13 protein-coding genes are annotated in these 15,658 nt (G+C 47.7%); 9 read left to right on the top strand and 4 right to left on the bottom strand.

Features of this window, described 5'->3' with window-relative positions:
- Nucleotide 1: 1 nt before the first annotated feature.
- Nucleotides 2–430: a hypothetical protein gene (locus MHN31_RS01080; RefSeq protein ID WP_010380912.1), complete on the bottom strand. Its 429-nt coding sequence runs from the start codon at nt 428–430 to the stop codon at nt 2–4.
- Nucleotides 431–1,270: 840 nt separating this feature from the next.
- The gene (locus MHN31_RS24135) at nt 1,271–1,405 is read right to left on the bottom strand and encodes a hypothetical protein (RefSeq protein WP_275446704.1); all 135 of its coding nucleotides are present in this window, start codon (nt 1,403–1,405) and stop codon (nt 1,271–1,273) included.
- A 241-nt stretch (nt 1,406–1,646) separates the two neighbouring features.
- Between MHN31_RS24135 and MHN31_RS01075 the strand changes: the two genes are divergently transcribed.
- The 6 genes from MHN31_RS01075 to MHN31_RS01050 all read left to right on the top strand — a co-directional run bounded on the left by MHN31_RS01075 (nt 1,647) and on the right by MHN31_RS01050 (nt 8,777).
- Nucleotides 1,647–2,288: a TetR/AcrR family transcriptional regulator gene (locus tag MHN31_RS01075; protein ID WP_239443204.1), complete on the top strand. Its 642-nt coding sequence runs from the start codon at nt 1,647–1,649 to the stop codon at nt 2,286–2,288.
- Nucleotides 2,278–3,594 carry a hypothetical protein gene (locus MHN31_RS01070; protein WP_125557258.1) on the top strand — a complete coding sequence of 439 codons (1,317 nt, stop codon included), beginning with the start codon at nt 2,278–2,280 and terminating at the stop codon, nt 3,592–3,594. Before MHN31_RS01075 ends, MHN31_RS01070 begins: the two co-directional genes overlap by 11 nt.
- On the top strand, nt 3,591–6,707 hold the full coding sequence (locus MHN31_RS01065; protein ID WP_239443203.1) for an efflux RND transporter permease subunit: 3,117 nt from the start codon (nt 3,591–3,593) through the stop codon (nt 6,705–6,707). The genes MHN31_RS01070 and MHN31_RS01065 overlap by 4 nt, the downstream gene beginning before the upstream one ends.
- 319 nt (nt 6,708–7,026) lie before the next feature.
- Nucleotides 7,027–7,416, top strand: coding sequence for a VOC family protein (locus MHN31_RS01060; RefSeq protein WP_125557254.1), 390 nt, complete (start codon nt 7,027–7,029; stop codon nt 7,414–7,416).
- Between the two features lie 85 nt (nt 7,417–7,501).
- Complete coding sequence (gene ltaE, locus MHN31_RS01055) at nt 7,502–8,509, top strand: low-specificity L-threonine aldolase (RefSeq protein ID WP_239443202.1); 1,008 nt, start codon at nt 7,502–7,504, stop codon at nt 8,507–8,509.
- 94 nt (nt 8,510–8,603) lie between these two features.
- Nucleotides 8,604–8,777 (top strand): hypothetical protein, encoded by a 174-nt coding sequence (locus tag MHN31_RS01050; protein ID WP_157576946.1) that lies wholly within the window; start codon nt 8,604–8,606, stop codon nt 8,775–8,777.
- 79 nt (nt 8,778–8,856) lie between these two features.
- On the opposite strand, the gene MHN31_RS01045 is transcribed toward MHN31_RS01050, so the two are convergent.
- On the bottom strand, nt 8,857–10,479 hold the full coding sequence (locus MHN31_RS01045) for an esterase-like activity of phytase family protein (RefSeq protein ID WP_239443201.1): 1,623 nt from the start codon (nt 10,477–10,479) through the stop codon (nt 8,857–8,859).
- 241 nt (nt 10,480–10,720) lie between these two features.
- On the opposite strand from MHN31_RS01045, the gene MHN31_RS01040 reads away from it, so the two are divergent.
- The 3 genes from MHN31_RS01040 to MHN31_RS01030 all read left to right on the top strand — a co-directional run bounded on the left by MHN31_RS01040 (nt 10,721) and on the right by MHN31_RS01030 (nt 14,429).
- Entirely contained in the window at nt 10,721–11,413 is a 693-nt protein-coding gene (locus tag MHN31_RS01040; RefSeq protein ID WP_194867115.1) for an aspartate/glutamate racemase family protein, read from the top strand.
- A gap of 96 nt (nt 11,414–11,509) precedes the next feature.
- Entirely contained in the window at nt 11,510–12,418 is a 909-nt protein-coding gene (locus MHN31_RS01035) for a phytanoyl-CoA dioxygenase family protein (protein ID WP_239443200.1), read from the top strand.
- A gap of 319 nt (nt 12,419–12,737) precedes the next feature.
- On the top strand, nt 12,738–14,429 hold the full coding sequence (locus tag MHN31_RS01030; RefSeq protein ID WP_239443199.1) for a hemolysin D: 1,692 nt from the start codon (nt 12,738–12,740) through the stop codon (nt 14,427–14,429).
- Between the two features lie 116 nt (nt 14,430–14,545).
- On the opposite strand, the gene MHN31_RS01025 is transcribed toward MHN31_RS01030, so the two are convergent.
- A complete protein-coding gene (locus MHN31_RS01025) occupies nt 14,546–15,505 on the bottom strand; it encodes a hypothetical protein (protein WP_239443198.1) in 960 nt (319 codons plus the stop codon).
- Between the last annotated feature and the right edge of the window lie 153 nt (nt 15,506–15,658).

Below are 15,658 nucleotides of genomic sequence, written 5' to 3'. Positions count from 1 at the left end.
GTCAGAGCAACTCACTTCTAATTATTCGGGCGATGGAGGTCAGATCGGTCTGGCGTTGCATGGCCTCACTTTTGCTGATCCCTTTAATCGCCTCATAATCATCCAGAAAAAATGCACTATCGTATTTACTGGAACGACTACATTTGACATAAACCAGCACATAACAATATTGAAATATTTGGTCTAATGAACGAAAAAAGTCGATATCACTGGCGCTAATGTTTGGCTTTACCGTTTCGTTAAGGCGATTGAGATAAACATGCTTGATATATACTGAGCGGCCATTGCGAGAGTACTTGGCAATATCATGAACACCCTGATTAAACACGGTTTTAATTGTTACATCGCTCAATGGGACTAAGTTTGAAGTAAACATATCCGTGCCGGATTTATGAGCAGATGTAGCCCACGACTTAAATTGTTCAAACATGTCTTGGCTCCTTCAAGTTTTATTATTCAATAAGTTATCTGTACAAGCTGCAATTTCCTTTGGCCTTACCTTCATTCAGGTAAGTGCATGCACCTGTTGTTTTCATGTTAAATAATAGCTCAGGTTAATATTAATGTGTTCATTATTTTTAACTTATTTAACGGTAAAATTACTACCCATTTGGGTAGGGAAGCGAAGTGCGTAGTTCAGGTTAGCAAATTGTTTATTTTTTCTTGGCGGATTTCTGGTCAGTTGAGCGACGTTGTCAGGGAGTGAATCTAGCGGTTTTGGTCTGAACTTGTTATCCAGACGCTCTGAAAAAGCGGCAACGTTTTTATTGTGCTGGAGTTTTGCAAACAGGCAAAGAAACGGACTTCTTTATGCAAGCTGTTGTATATATTATGAATTTCATTATGGCCTCCGCGCCTTATGGCACTTTATATGTTGGTGTAACTACACACCTTAAACAACGAGTTTGGCAGCACAAAAGTAGGGTTGATCAAGGGTGCTTCACAGCCAGGTATTAGATCTTCAATCTTGTGTATTTTGAAACTTGCGAGTGTATCTCTTCTGCAATTAGACGTGAAAAGTTGCTCAAACGTTGGCGCTGAAGCTAGAAGGTAGACCTGATAGAAAGAACCAACCGGGACTGGCGAGATTTATACTCATCTATCTAGTTGTAATGAGAAGTGTACTTTTTGGGCGTTTATTTTTGCATGAAGCTGATGTAGCCACTTTCTACTTTTTCCTGCTCAGTTTTAGCTGTGTGTTTATAACTCGGGCTCGTTCTAATTTATTGACCTAGCCCTTTTCTCCGTCATCCCGTGCTCGACATGGGATCTACTCACCCACGATATCAATGGTTTGTTTTATACGGTTTGCCTTTAGTTCCGGGATGTTACTTCGGTAGTTGAGTGGTTTTTGAGTAGTTCCCGGATCGCAGGCCGGGGTGACGGCAGGGTTTTGTTGAAACATAAAGCACATGAAATACGTAGGTCGGCGTTGTTTGGTTATAAACACCTCAGTGTTGAAGGGGCTGGAGCAAAAAACGCGTATCTCACTTTGTTTGCTATTCATCAAAGCTGTGTGATTTGGAGAATTGTTTCTGTGGTCAAAATTTATCAGTGCCCTAGAATTGGTTTATTCATCAGGTGTTGAATTAATCGCCTTCTTTATGTTCGATTTCAGGATATGAGCAGGCGCAGACAGGAGCAATATGAAAACCCGAGGTCGTCCCGATAAAAACGATGAAGATGGCAGAGCACGTCTGGTGCTGGCCGCCCGGCGCTGTTTTACCACAGCACCTTATTCGCAGGTAACCACACGTATGCTGGCACAAGAGGCTGGTGTGGATGCGGCGCTGATCCGCTACTACTTTGAGAACAAAGAAGGTCTGTATAAGGCGATGTTTATGGAAGTCACTGGTGAAGTGATTGCCGGTATTGAGCAGGCCATTGACCAGGACAGAGCATTCGATGTGGAAGATGTCTTTCACATCTTTTATGACGTGATTAAACAGTCTCCATCATTTCCAATTTTGATGTTCAAAGAAATCGTGCTGGAGCAGGGCATTTGCCGCGAGTATCTGATAGACACGCTACAAAACAGTCGCAAGCCTTTTTTCTTTAGCATGCTGGCTCAGTTTAAGCAGCAGGGGCTGTTAAAAGAAGAGCTGGACGACAGGTTACTCATTTTAAACCTCATGGGTTTGTTGATTTTTCCCTGGTATATGCGTGAAGGCATGGCCAAAGCCATGGGCATAGAGTTTGACGATGAACAACTGGCAAAAATGGCAACCCATAATGCCAACATGTTTAAGTACGGGTGTTTTAAAGAGCGAGAGAAACATGAAGATTAACTGGCAACAAAGGCGCTGGTTGCTGATATTACCAGCTCTGGGCATTTTGATTTTAATCGCCCTGGCATCGGGCAAAAAATCACCTCAAAAACACAGCAATGGCACAGATGCATTATTGGTTGAGACCGCAGAGGTTAAAAATACCCCAATTGAACCCTATGTGACGGGGTTTGGGCGAGTGCGTCCTAAAGAGCGCTGGCAGGCGCTGTCGGAGGTCAGTGGCCGGGTTATTTATCGACATCCTAAATTGGAGAAGGGCAAGGCGCTTAAAGCCGGCACTGTGTTGCTAAAAATTGACCCGATAGACTATGAGCTTAAGCTGGCACAGGCCCGCTCCGATTTAAATTCAGCCAGGGCCGAATTGTCCCGTACCCAGCTTAATGATGAAAAGCTCGTTTTATCACTGCGTCTGGAAGAGCAGCGCCTGAGCGTGTTACAAAAAGAGCTCAAGCGCAAGCAAGGCCTGCTTAAATCAGGTTCAGTGTCAGTCTCTACGGTTGATGCCGAGCAGGCGAATGTCTGGGCTCAGGAACAAAAAGTGCTTGATGTTCGCAATGCCGTTGATCAGCATCCTGACAACATGGCGGTGGCAGAGGCAAAAGTGAAGCTGGCACAGGCCAGATTGAGTGAGGCAGAGCGAAAACTGGCAAAAACCACCATTATTTTACCTTTTGACGCGCGTATCGCTGAAGAAACGGTGGAAATGCAACAGGTGGTGGCCGAGCGTGAGAGCCTGGTGACAGCACACCGGACTGATCTGATGGAAATTCCCGTCCAGGTTGCACTGAGTGATATGCGTCACTTTGGCCAGTATCTGTCACCTCAGTTAATTGAAGGTGAATTCCCGGATGTACAAACCTGGGACCTGAACGCTGAGGCCAGCTTATATATTGGTAACAAGCAGTTTAGCTGGCAAGGCAAACTCACCAGCGTCGGTGAAAGTATCGACCCGCAGGGAAATACGGTCACTCTTATTGTTGATGTTGCGTTTGACTACAAAGCTTTTGAGCCGGGTAAACGACCGCCTTTGATCAGCGATATGTATGTACAGGTAAAAGTAAAAGGTGCTGCGCGACCTTTATTGTCGGTACCATCTGATGCGCTGCACGGTAGCAGGCTTTATCTGCTGGAAAACGGCAAACTGGTGATCCGCCATGTTGAAGTCGCATTTGAATCCAATGGCCGTACTGTGATCCGAAGCGGTGTCAGCGAAGGTGATGTAGTGGTGCTGAGTGATGTGATCCCGGCGGTCCCTGGCCGTGCACTGCGTACTCAAGCACAGGCGGATCAGGAGCAGGCGTTATGATTGCTTATTTTGCCCGCCACCCGACCGCGGCCAATCTGCTGATGCTGGCCATCATTGTGCTTGGGCTGAGTGCGCTTCCCCAGCTAAAACGAGAAACCTTTCCTGAAATTGCGCCCAGCCAGATTCAGGTCAGTGTGCCGTATCCGGGTGCTAACCCGGAAGAGTCTGAACTTGCTTTATGTGTGTCCCTGGAAGAGGCTATGGATGGGCTGAGCGACATAGAGCAGATCAGCTGTGAAGCGCGCGAAAGCATGGCCAAAATGGTTGTTGAGATACAAGAAGGCGGTGATATCACCCGGCTGATGTCGGATGTAAAAACCGAGGTCGATGCCATAGATACTTTTCCGGACAAGGCCGAAAGCCCGGTGATCAAAGAGCTTGGCCGGACGGAGTCACTCATTACCTTAGCCATCAGTGCGGACCTGCCGGCAGCAGAGCTTAAAGACTACGCTGAGTCGGTAAAGCGCAAACTCCAGAGATTGCCCGATATTTCTCTGGTTGAGATCCACGGCTTTTCAGACCGTCAGCTCAGAGTTGAACTGTCTTTGTCACTACTACGCCAGTATGGGTTGTCGATAAACGATGTGGTTAATCATATTGAAAGACAAAACATTAAACTGCCCGCTGGTAACTTAGAAACCAAAGGCAAAACGCTGCAAATTCGCTTTGATCAGCAAGGGGTGACAGCCAAAGAGCTCGGCGAGTTGGTGATCGCCAGTACTCAGTCAGGTGGGCAGTTAAAGCTTAAAGACCTAGGGCAAGTTATAGAGCGCTTTGAACTGGACGAAGCGAAAGTTGAGTTCAATGGCAAACCCGCCGCGTTGCTTAAAATCAAGAAAACCAAAGCGCAGGATGCACTTGATTTGGTGGAGCAGGTTTATCAGTTTGTTGAACGGGAACGACAGCAAATTCCGGCTGGGATCGAAATGGCACTGACCTCAGATCAGGCCAAAATTGTCTCGGACCGTTTAGCCATGCTCAGTACCAATTCATGGCAGGGCTTTTTACTGGTGTTTGCCGTGATGTGGCTGTTCTTTACCTGGCGCTATTCATTCTGGGTGTCGATGGGGCTGCCTATTTCTTTTCTCGGCGCATTTTGGTTGATGACAGTGCTCGGGGTCAGCATCAACATGATCTCTATGGTTGGTATGTTGATGGCCATCGGAATACTGATGGATGATGCGATCGTAATTGCTGAAAGCATTGCCAGTCATGTAGAACGAGGTGAAGACATTGATGAGGGCGTTATTAAAGGCGTTAAGCAGGTCGCGCCGGGTGTTTTGTCTTCCTTTTTAACTACGGCCTCGGTGTTCGTCGGCTTGGCATTTATTGCGGGTGATATTGGTCAGATCATGAAAGTGTTCCCACAGATGTTACTGGCGGTATTGGTTGTGAGCCTGGTTGAGGCTTTCCTTATTCTGCCTAATCACTTGTTGCATTCTTTACACAACAAGCAGGATGAAACGGCATCAGGATTCAAAATGCGCTTCAATCAACGCTTTGAGCGTTTTCGCACTGAGGTGCTGGTGGAATGGGTTGAGCGTGCCGTAACTTATCGCTATGCCGCGGTCGGTGCGGTGCTGGCTGTGTTTTTTCTGAGCATTTCATTGATGGCGGGTGGGTTTTTGAAGTTTAAGGCATTTCCTGAGTTGGAGGGAGACATTCTTGAAATGCGACTGCTGATGCCCCAGGGCACGCCACTGTATGAAACGGAGCAGCTGGTTACCCGTGCAGTGCATGAACTGAACGAATTAAACCAGGAGTATACACCTGCGCAGCCACACCAGCAGGCGTTGGTCCAAAACGTCATTGTTGAGTACAACAGTAACCAGGATGCCGGTGAAGAGGGAACACATGTTGCTACCGTGCGTGCTGATTTGCTTACGGCCGAAACCCGAAGCACCAGCCTGCTTGAGTTACAGGACCGCTGGCGCGATGCGGTTGGCGAGATCCCCGGCGCGTTGGCACTGGCATTTAAGCAGCCAGCTGTGGGCCCAGCCGGGCGCGCGATAGAAATCCGATTATATGGTGATGATCTTGCTATGTTATCGAGCGCGTCATTTGCTATTCAGCAGGCACTGGCCGAATATGACGGTGTGCAGAACCTGATGGATGACCTGCGTCCGGGCAAAGAAGAGTGGATGGTGCGCCTTTTGCCCGGAGCAATGTCGCTGGGCGTGGACGGCGCAACCATAGCTAATCAGCTGAGAACCGCTTTTTTTGGTCAAAAAGCCGATGAGTTTCAGCGCGGCGATGAAACCATCGAGCTGGATGTACGACTCAGAAAAGAAGATAAATCGTCCTGGTGGCAGTTACAGAATTACCCCATCACCCTCGCTGACGGCAGACAACTGCCATTATCGGCCGTCGCGGAGCTTATTCCGGCGCGAGGCTATGCCCGCATTAATCGGGTAGATGGTCAGCGGTCAGTCACCATTATTGGTGATGTGGATGCTGCGATTGCCAATACCGGAGAGATCATTGCGGCAGTCGACAAAGCTGTGGTTGCCCCTTTACTGATTGAATATCCTTCGTTATCTGTGAGTTACGAAGGCGAAGTGAAAGAGGGTGGCAGCACAGGGTCGTCAATTGGTAAAAAGTTTCTGATGGGGCTGGTAGGGGTTTTTATTATTCTGAGTTTTCAGTTCAGAAGTTATATGGAGCCTGTGATGGTTATGCTGGCGATCCCCCTGGCGCTGATCGGGGCACTCTGGGGACATGTATTGCTGGGATATGACTTTACCATTCCAAGTATGATGGGGTTTGTCTCGCTGGCCGGTATTGTGGTGAATGACTCCATCTTGCTGGTGACTTATATCAAGGAACATCAAAAGCAGGGGCTGGATGCGCATCAGGCTGCGGTGCAGGCGGCGAGGGAACGTTTTCGGGCGGTGTTTATTACCACAGCGACGACCGTTGCGGGTATGTTACCATTGCTGCTTGAAACCAGCTTGCAGGCTCAGATCTTACAGCCTCTGGTGGTGAGTTTGCTGTTTGGTATTGCAGCGTCGTCTTTTCTGGTGTTGTTTATCTTACCGTGTCTGTATGTGATCCTCGAAGACAGAGGTCTGGCGGCACAACATCACCTGACTGAGTCACAGGCTAAGGCTTAGGCTCACCAGACGCCCCTGAAATGATGATTTTGGGGTGCCTGGCAATAGAGTTTCCTCATGTGGCTGATAGACAGAACCTGTCAGCCATCTTTTCATTTCGCATCTTTAATACAGGTACCTCTCTACCTCCGTCATTCAGTGCTAAATTCGGGATCGTTGACAGGGATGAAAATCAGCCCCTATTTCGGCATGGTGCTGATTATGTATTGCCCTCTTTCAAAAGTTTATATCAAAGTATTGACCTAAAGTTATGTTGAGGTTCTATTCTCGGTTTTCTTTCAGCGTGATATCGCGTTGTGACGACCAAAAAGGAGAGAACATGAATTTAAATCAGGTAACGATGAGCGTCCATAATATGCAGCAGGCCGTCGAGTTTTATCTTAAACTGGGCTTTACCCAAATAGTCGATACGCCCCACTATGCTCGTTTTGTTTGCCCCGAAGGAGAGGCGACTTTCTCATTGTCTCTGTGTGAGGACGATATTCTTCACAATACTACGATTTATTTTGAGCACGAAGCGCTTGAGGATTGGATTGCGATGATAGAATCGCGCGGCATCAGTTTATTACAAGCACCAACCGACGAGTCTTACCTATGGCGTGAAGCCATAGTGGCTGATCCGTCCGGTAACAAAATCAAATTATACTGGGCTGGTGAGAATCGACTTAACCCGCCCTGGCGGGTTGAAAAGCGTTATGTGGGTGAGTAACACAAGTCGCCGTGTCTTGCTTGTGTAAAAGCAAAAAATGTTTTTTACTGGCGGTTCAATATCGCCGTAAACAGGAAGAACAACAATGATAGATTTCAGGTCCGATACCGTTACCAAACCGTGTAAATCCATGCTTCAGGCTATGGTTGAGGCAGGAGTAGGCGATGATGTCTACGGGGATGACCCTACGGTTAACTATTTGGAACAGTTTGCGGCGCAGCGTCATGGGTTTGAGGCGGCGGTGTTTGTCAGCTCAGGCACTCAGGCTAATTTACTGGCGATACTGGCGCATTGTGAGCGCGGAGATGAGTATTTATGCGGGCAAAGCGCACATAACTATCGGTATGAAGCTGGTGGCGCGGCAGTGCTGGGCTCGGTTCAGCCGCAGCCTGTGGAGAATGAACCCGACGGCAGCCTGGATTTGCAAAAGATGGCCACTTATATCAAGCCCGATGACTTTCACTTTGCCCGCACCAGGCTGTTGAGCCTGGAAAATACCATTGGCGGCAAGGTGCTAAGTTTGGACTATTTAGCTCAGGCTCGTGCATTTTGCGATCAGCACAGTTTGCAGCTACATCTTGATGGTGCCCGGGTCTATAACGCGGCAGTCGCACTGGAAGTCGATATTCGGGCTATTGCAGCGCATTTTGATTCTATGACAATTTGCTTGTCTAAAGGTTTGGGCGCGCCCATTGGTTCTTTGCTTTTGGGCAGCAAGGCACTGATTAACAAGGCAAGACGGCTGAGAAAAATGCTCGGTGGCGGCATGCGTCAGGCAGGGATTCTGGCGGCTGCTGGCCAGTATGCGCTGGAAAACAACGTCGAGCGCTTGCGTGAAGATCATGACAATGCGCGCTATCTTGCACAGCGTCTTAATGAAGTGAACGGATTTGATGCGTCTGCTTACCCGGTTCAAACTAACCTGGTGTATGTGGATGTTGGCAGAGAGGTTGATATTCAGCTGATGGCCAAGAACTTGCTCGAACAGGGGATCCAGATCACACCTGGCTATCAGGGGATGAGACTGGTCACTCACCTGGGGGTCAGTCGCTCAGATATCGATACGCTGATAAACGCGCTTAAAGCACAGTAATCATTAACGTAATAAATATATTTTTTTCAATTTGTTGACATGCTCAGGTTTGCTGTGTTCATAATTGAGTTTTCTCTATATAAGGAACATTGTAATGAAACTGAAATTAAGCAAAAGAAAACTCAAAGGCCTGACGGCGGATACCAAGGCGTTACCAGGAGCAATGACGCCTAAGGTTGCCGGCGGCTGGTGGTATACGCAAAATGCGATTCAGTGCTTACCCGAGCTAACCGATGTGCAAAAGGGCTGTCCGACTTACGATTTCTAACTGCCTGGGTGACGTCGACATTTGTAAAATCAGCAAAGCCAGGTTTTATCCTGGCTTTGCTATAAGGCCAGCTTACGCCTTATTTCGAGAGCGAGAGCCCTTCAAATAAGTACAGGCGATTACCATCCACTTGTGTTTTGCCGGCATCGAGGTATTTCTGCTCAAGCATGCCATTAGTGGACCAGGTGGCAAAGTCGTCATCGTTCAGTACACCCAGTCTGGAGTTATCAATTAACCACATACCTTCAAGTTTATCGTGCGGATAGCTAATCTGCTCAACCAGATCGAGCACCAGAGATTTGCTCACAGGCACGATCCCTGCGCCGTTTAAAGCTTCCCAGCCTTGTTCCAGGACGACCTCTTCCAGGGTCTTGCCGTTCATCACTAACCCGAGCTGTTCATCCTGCATCAGCTGTGGTGAGGAGTCGATTTCTTCCAGATTAGTGGCATCGTTCAGGTTGATTTTATAAATGCGCTTCATCGCGTCTGGCGTCGTGTTATAAAATGCACCATCGCGTTCAATGACCAGAAACTCTGACGCTGACAGGGCGACGATCCCTGAATTTGAGTTCTGATTTTTTTCCTGCTTATATAAGTATTGTCCTACCGCTTTGGTTTCCAGATTAACCGTCACAATACGAACAATATCCAGGTCTTTCACGGCTTTTGACGGGTTATATAAAGTCGATTGCATCACACCGATCAGGGTTTTTTCGTCCGGTGTAATGGCCAGGCCTTCCATGCCCCGGTTTGCACGTCGATTAGCAAACTCAGCAGGCAAGTGCAGCGCTACGCGGTCATCTTCAGCGAATGCATTGATACGGGATAGTTCAACACCATTGGCATCGTAATGAACGATATGTGGGCCATATTCATCACTGATCCAGAAACTGCCATCCTTTAGGGCAACAAGACCTTCGCCATCCAGCCCATAGTCGTCAAGTTTGAGCGGGTTATTCTGTGCATCATAAGGTTGTGTGTTATCAACCAAAATGGGTGCGCCGTCTGCATCGTAAGGGGTTTCACCTGTCCCGCCGAGATCTGAACTGTTTGGCAGGCCTGTGATTGGCGTGCCATCGGGACGTTTGAGCAAGATCTCTTTTAGTTTAATTATCTGGCCATTATTTTGTAGCTCAAATAAGCCGATACGGGGCGTGTAGTTTGGGGTCGGAAACTTTTTACCTTTGCCGTAGTCACCTGTGTAGGTGGCATTGGGGCCACGATCGGTCAGTGCATAGAATTGGGTATTATTGGTGGGGTGAGCAACCATGTCTGAACCATATCCGCCGTTGCGTACTTCAAAGGTACTGCCTGCAATATCACCATTTTGCAGGTCGCTGCGCATTGCTGTATAAGGCAGTGGCGACCCCTGATTTGTCATCGGGGAGGGTTGGCATACATAGTTGGTTTGGCTGATCTCAGACTCGCTCAGCGCGCCATCACTATCCTTATCGATACCTGATTGCAGCGCAACGCCACCAAAATAGCAGTATTCATTGCCCATCGTTAAGCTTGCCTGGTTCACCAGGCTGATCAGCCCGTCAGCACCATCAGAGCCTTTGTTGCCTGTTTGCCCAGCATTGCCGTTTAGACCATCTGTGCCATTGGTTCCTGCCTGGCCGTCTTTCCCGTCATCGCCATCACAGGCTGTCAGAGCGAATACCACAGATAATGCCAGCAGACTTTTTGTACCACATTTCATTGTTTGATCCTTTCTAATTATTGTGGCCAGAGCACGCAATACAGAGGTGGCGAGCTCTGGCTGATTAAGCATGAAAACTGCGAGGACTAATCTAAACGGGTACAATAACGAAATGATGACACCGTCTGTTGGTTGTTGTCGTCTGTTTGAATATGCTGATTAAGGTAATAAAAAAGCTGCAATTTATCCGCTACTTGTGAGAGTCTGAGGTAACAAGTATGAGAACAACAGGACAGACAAAATGAAGACAATCGGCCTGATAGGTGGCATGAGTTGGGAGTCAACTGTGAGCTATTACTCCTTATTGAATGAAGGAGTCAAAGCTCAGCTGGGAGGATTGCACTCTGCGAAAATCGTTTTGGTTAGTGTTGATTTTGCTGAGGTTGAAGCGCAGCAGCACAGAGGGGATTGGCAAGCTGCTGCCGACTTGCTGGCAACTGCAGCGCAATCTGTTGAAGCGGCGGGCGCGGAGTTTGTGCTGATCTGCACTAATACCATGCATAAAGTGGCAGACGAAGTACAACAGGCCATCAGTATTCCACTTTTGCACATTGCGGATGCGACTGGTCGGGTGCTGGTGCGGGACAAGGTCAAAAAAGTGGGGCTGCTCGGGACTCGATTTACGATGCAGGAAGCCTTTTACCGAACCCGTCTGGAGAAAAAGTTTGGCCTTGAAGTGTGTGTCCCCAACGAGTCTGATCAGCAAAAGGTACATGATGTGATTTATCAGGAGTTATGTCTGGGTAAAGTACTGGATAAATCTCGTGAAGATTATTTACGGATCATTGCTTCATTGAAGGCGTCAGGGGCCGAGGCGGTGATACTGGGGTGCACCGAAATAGCTTTACTTATTCGTGACTCAGATACGGACATACCGGTTTATGATACGACGCGCATCCATGTACAGTCCGCTTTGGAAGCGTCGTTAGAATAACGCTGGGAGCCATGTCGCGTAACTAAGCGTAATTGCTATTTTTACCATATTGAGCCAAGCTAACTTGTTGGTTATTAATATAGAAAGAGTTTGGTTATGCTATCAATAGAAAAGGAAAAGCTGAGCTTTTACGAGCAAAATGGGTTTGTGCGCTTTGAACAGGCATTGTCGCAAAATTTGTTAGCGCGTCTGAGAGACTTATCGGTCAGGTTGGAAGACTCGGCAAAGGCTGACCTGGCAAAAGGCGCGCTGCGCAATCAGTATTTTTTATCTACGGAGTCGGACGAACCTAAGCTGTTTCGTTACAATGATCTGCTGTTTGACGACCCTGAACTGGTACTGGAACTGCTGGCCAGCCCAACAATGATGGCCATCTGCGAAAAGATGGTGGGGTTAGGCTGTGTGCCTATGCAGCTTGATTTGGTTTACAAGTATCCGCATCCACATCCCCATATTGCCTGGCATCATGGCGCGCCACACCCGCGTAACTACCCTTATTTAAATGTAGGTGTGTATCTGGACGATGCCGATCTGGATGATGGCTGCTTAAGATATGTGCCTGATACTCAGCATAAGGTGTTAGATATTTATGAGCTGTCCAGTCAGCACGGCTGGGATATTCCGGGTGTTGTGCAGCAACCAGCCAAAGCGGGTGATATTTTGGTACAGGATATGATGATATTGCACAGCTCTGAGCCAAAAAGAAGTGAAGGCCCGCGCCGCACAATTTACATTGAACTGCGGCCGGTTGAGGGTATAGCCGAAAGTGCTATGCAAACAGCGCAATGGGCCGAACTCAGAAAACAATGGATGGCCCATGTGATCAAGGCGGCAGATCCTCAGGACGTGCCCGCAGGCTGGCTGGAATACTATGGTGAACCAGAGTATGACTTGTCAACTTTGGTCACTATGATTGAAGAGAAGCGCGAATCACCTATCCCCGCTGTCTGGTCGCATCGAAATGTTGAACACCCGGATTACCCCACACCGGCAGATTTACGCTAACACAACGCACTCGAAACTGACCACTGAGTAAGGTGGAAAGGGAACTATGTTTCCCTTTTCTTACTTTGCTGTTGCCTTTTTAGCTAACCCCCAGCTGAACTTTGTTACCTCCGGCACCATGGTGTTTAGCCAGTTCATAAATGTTAAGCACTTGGTTCTTGTAAGACCGTTTTCTGTTGAATTTATATACTAACCAAACCGGGGTTGCTCATTTAACATTCTAAATTACTTAATTTTTATGAATTTTTTATGCTTTTATTAAAGATTTCATATTTCAATTATGTGACAATGCTGATGCAAAATTAGTTAAGGAGTAATTATGAAGTTAAAACATCTTGCCTGTGTTGTTGCAGTGGCAGCAAATACTCAAGTCAGCGCATTTACCCAGTTAGGCGGCAGCGGCGTTATGCCCATTGGTCACGAGTGGCTCACCAGAACCTCCGCCCTTGAGCTGTTGTCACAAGACACTAAGGTAGAAGATGCGAATGATCCCCGCCTGAGCTGGGGTCAGGGCCTCGCGAAATCAACGGAACTGAATATTGCTCAAACGGAAGTGGCTAAAATTCTCGCTAACCGTCGTAATGACAACACCTACTACTCTGAATATGATGCAATTTTCGCGGCCATTGTCGGTGAGCGCTGGGTTGATATCGCCGGTTTTAACGTCACCAATGCCAGCATAGATCCGACCGGCCCAAATTGTTTTAACGCCGTGGCTCAGGAGCCTGCCGACTTACAGCAGGATCACTTTATGCGTCGTTATGATGATGTAGGGGGCGCAGGTGGTGTGGATGCGGCTAAGCGCGGACAGGCACGTTTTATTGATCACTTTGTTAATGCTGCCATGGCGCAAAGTAAGCAGATCAAGGTGTGGGATGGTGGCGGTTACGCCAGTGCTGTCACCGTAGACCATAACTATTTCCTGTTTGGCCGTGCCGTGCATCTGTTCCAGGACTCATTCAGTCCGGAGCACACCGTACGCCTGCCTGAGGATAACTATGAAACAGTCTGGCAGGTAAAGGCTTATTTATGTTCTGAAGGTGCTGAGCAGCATACCCACGCAACGGGCGATGCAATTAGCTATGAAAGTGGCGATGTGATCTGGCATCCGGGCACACGCACAGATGGCAGCTGGGAGGGTTACCGTCCCAGCAACATGAAACCGGTTGCACTGGTGGCGCTGGAAGCGAGTAAAGATCTGTGGGCTGCGTTTATTCGCACTATGGCAACTCCGGTTGAGCAAAGAGAAAGCTATGCACGAGCACAGGCACAAATGCTGGTTAACGCCTGGCTATCTTTCGATGAAACGGCCATGCGTCAATGGTATGACGATGAAAGCCGCCGTGATCACACGTATGTGTTGGCACCTGGTGAATCTGGCAAGGGCAAGAGTCTGGAGCAATGTATGGCCGAGCTGAATGTTGGCACGGTTAGTCAGCTAGAGCGTGTTGCCCAGTTAGACGAAGAGCGTCGTCAGTGTCTGTATAATGTTGAAGCCGTCGAAGGTTACGAAGACCTAAACGATCCACTGATGGATATGCCGTATAACTGGAAATGGAAGTCACCATTTTGGAAAACTGCTCCTGATGGCTGGACAGCGCCAGATTTACCAGCAGATGCTGGCCAGGCGATGATCCTGAAAAGCGCCGAAACTGGGCTTGCTGTATCGAGTGAGTCAGGGTTAGAAAATAACGCAAGACTAAAAGCCAGTGGTGCACACCCTTTGGCATTTGTGGGTGTAACAGGTAAAGATCAGCAAGTGTATTTTCGAAGTCGATACAATGCTGAATTGTTCCTCAGCTACAGCGCTTCTTTCAGTGGTTACGTAAAATTGTGGGATTCTGCCGAGGATTCTGGGTTCTCGTTGATAGATCAGGGCGGTGTATGGAATCTCAAGAACACGCGTTGGGATCAGTACGTCTGGCTCGACACCAGCTCACAACAGTTACACCTAAATCGTTATGGCAAAGCGAATAATAATAACGCGAAATGGACGATTGAATATCAATAAGGTCTGAGTGTGAGTGCCTGAAGGCCAGGCACTCTGGCAGGCTGTGATAACACCAAAGGTAGCTGGGTCGCGAGTCCTTTTGGCTTTCGTGTATTCAGCAACCTGCTTGCCTCACGTTAAGGCTCAGCTTTTTCATTGATTGACATGGCAGCTTGTGCGCAAATATCGTCAATGATGTTATCCGTATAAATGATATTTGGATAGAGCTTAGGGGTTGTATGTTGGGCTATGAGTGATGGCAGCTGTGCATTGGCTTTATTAGCGGCGTTGCGGATTGACTCTGCGTCACCGGAGAGCAGGCAGGCAACAACTTCTTCAGCGCCCTGTGTCAGCGTCCATGACAGTAAAAAGTACCCCGACTGGCTTCTGACAGATTCCATTTTGGCAAATTGATCGTTTACCATTTTGGTAAAATCACTGGTATCGGCATATTCGTTGTATACCTTGAAGTTGGCATAAGGATAGAAGCCTTTCCCCAGGTAAGTTCCGAGGTCGACGTTATCTGGTTCAACGATCACGATGACTTTGGCTTTGCCATCTCCAATCATGCTATTTAATGTAGACTGACAGAAATTCTCATCCGGGCTGGTGATGTAAAGTGCCTGGAGTTGTGCCAACGCCTCAAATAAGCCATTCCACTGAGTTTGCGTAAATGAAGGATAATTTTCATTACCACTGTCGGTGTCCATATCGTGAGACAGGTTTAAAATAACCAGCTCTGCATGTTGTTCCGTAAACGCGTTTATCTCGTTAACAATGTTCTCAATCGATTGCCCTCTGGATCCTTGCATTGAGTCACCATACAGGGGAATTGATATTTTTGAATAATGCCCGGTGTAATAGTCACCACTGCCAATGATAGGGCGAATGTCGAAGTATCTGGCACCAAGTGCCAATTGTTGACCCACGTTATAAGTTTGCGTCTGGGTATTACATTGATTAGAGCCAACTGTGCCATCCTGGATCAGGCTCATTCCAGAGTCATGTGAACCAGTAATACAAATGTCGACAAGCTTGCGATTGCCAATCAAGGGGAGGCTATTTTGCATCCAGTCGGACGCATTAAAATCGTTCATTACATTTATTCCTTTATCTTTGCGTATTTATTGTATACGCATTTAAAATTCAGGTTGAACCACACCTTAGAGAGGTGGTGCTATAGAAAATATGCAAGCAAAACCTCACTAACTAACTTGAGTGTGGTAATTTAATTTGGTGGATATGTTTAT

The organism is Pseudoalteromonas sp. McH1-42 (genome assembly GCF_022347845.1).
In the GTDB taxonomy this organism is placed as follows: Bacteria; Pseudomonadota; Gammaproteobacteria; order Enterobacterales; family Alteromonadaceae; genus Pseudoalteromonas; species Pseudoalteromonas rubra_D.
The sequence above is the reverse complement of the archived record's forward strand: the minus strand, read 5'-3'. Positions and strand labels throughout refer to the sequence as shown.

Excerpts from the sequence above, each read along its gene's own strand:
- MHN31_RS01080 (WP_010380912.1), bottom strand. The coding sequence starts at position 430 with ATGTTTGAACAATTTAAGTCGTGGGCTACATCTGCTCATAAATCCGGC.
- MHN31_RS24135 (WP_275446704.1), bottom strand. The coding sequence starts at position 1,405 with ATGTTTCAACAAAACCCTGCCGTCACCCCGGCCTGCGATCCGGGAACT.
- MHN31_RS01075 (WP_239443204.1), top strand. The coding sequence starts at position 1,647 with ATGAAAACCCGAGGTCGTCCCGATAAAAACGATGAAGATGGCAGAGCA.
- MHN31_RS01070 (WP_125557258.1), top strand. The coding sequence starts at position 2,278 with ATGAAGATTAACTGGCAACAAAGGCGCTGGTTGCTGATATTACCAGCT.
- MHN31_RS01065 (WP_239443203.1), top strand. The coding sequence starts at position 3,591 with ATGATTGCTTATTTTGCCCGCCACCCGACCGCGGCCAATCTGCTGATG.
- MHN31_RS01060 (WP_125557254.1), top strand. The coding sequence starts at position 7,027 with ATGAATTTAAATCAGGTAACGATGAGCGTCCATAATATGCAGCAGGCC.
- ltaE (WP_239443202.1), top strand. The coding sequence starts at position 7,502 with ATGATAGATTTCAGGTCCGATACCGTTACCAAACCGTGTAAATCCATG.
- MHN31_RS01050 (WP_157576946.1), top strand. The coding sequence starts at position 8,604 with ATGAAACTGAAATTAAGCAAAAGAAAACTCAAAGGCCTGACGGCGGAT.
- MHN31_RS01045 (WP_239443201.1), bottom strand. The coding sequence starts at position 10,479 with ATGAAATGTGGTACAAAAAGTCTGCTGGCATTATCTGTGGTATTCGCT.
- MHN31_RS01040 (WP_194867115.1), top strand. The coding sequence starts at position 10,721 with ATGAAGACAATCGGCCTGATAGGTGGCATGAGTTGGGAGTCAACTGTG.
- MHN31_RS01035 (WP_239443200.1), top strand. The coding sequence starts at position 11,510 with ATGCTATCAATAGAAAAGGAAAAGCTGAGCTTTTACGAGCAAAATGGG.
- MHN31_RS01030 (WP_239443199.1), top strand. The coding sequence starts at position 12,738 with ATGAAGTTAAAACATCTTGCCTGTGTTGTTGCAGTGGCAGCAAATACT.
- MHN31_RS01025 (WP_239443198.1), bottom strand. The coding sequence starts at position 15,505 with ATGAACGATTTTAATGCGTCCGACTGGATGCAAAATAGCCTCCCCTTG.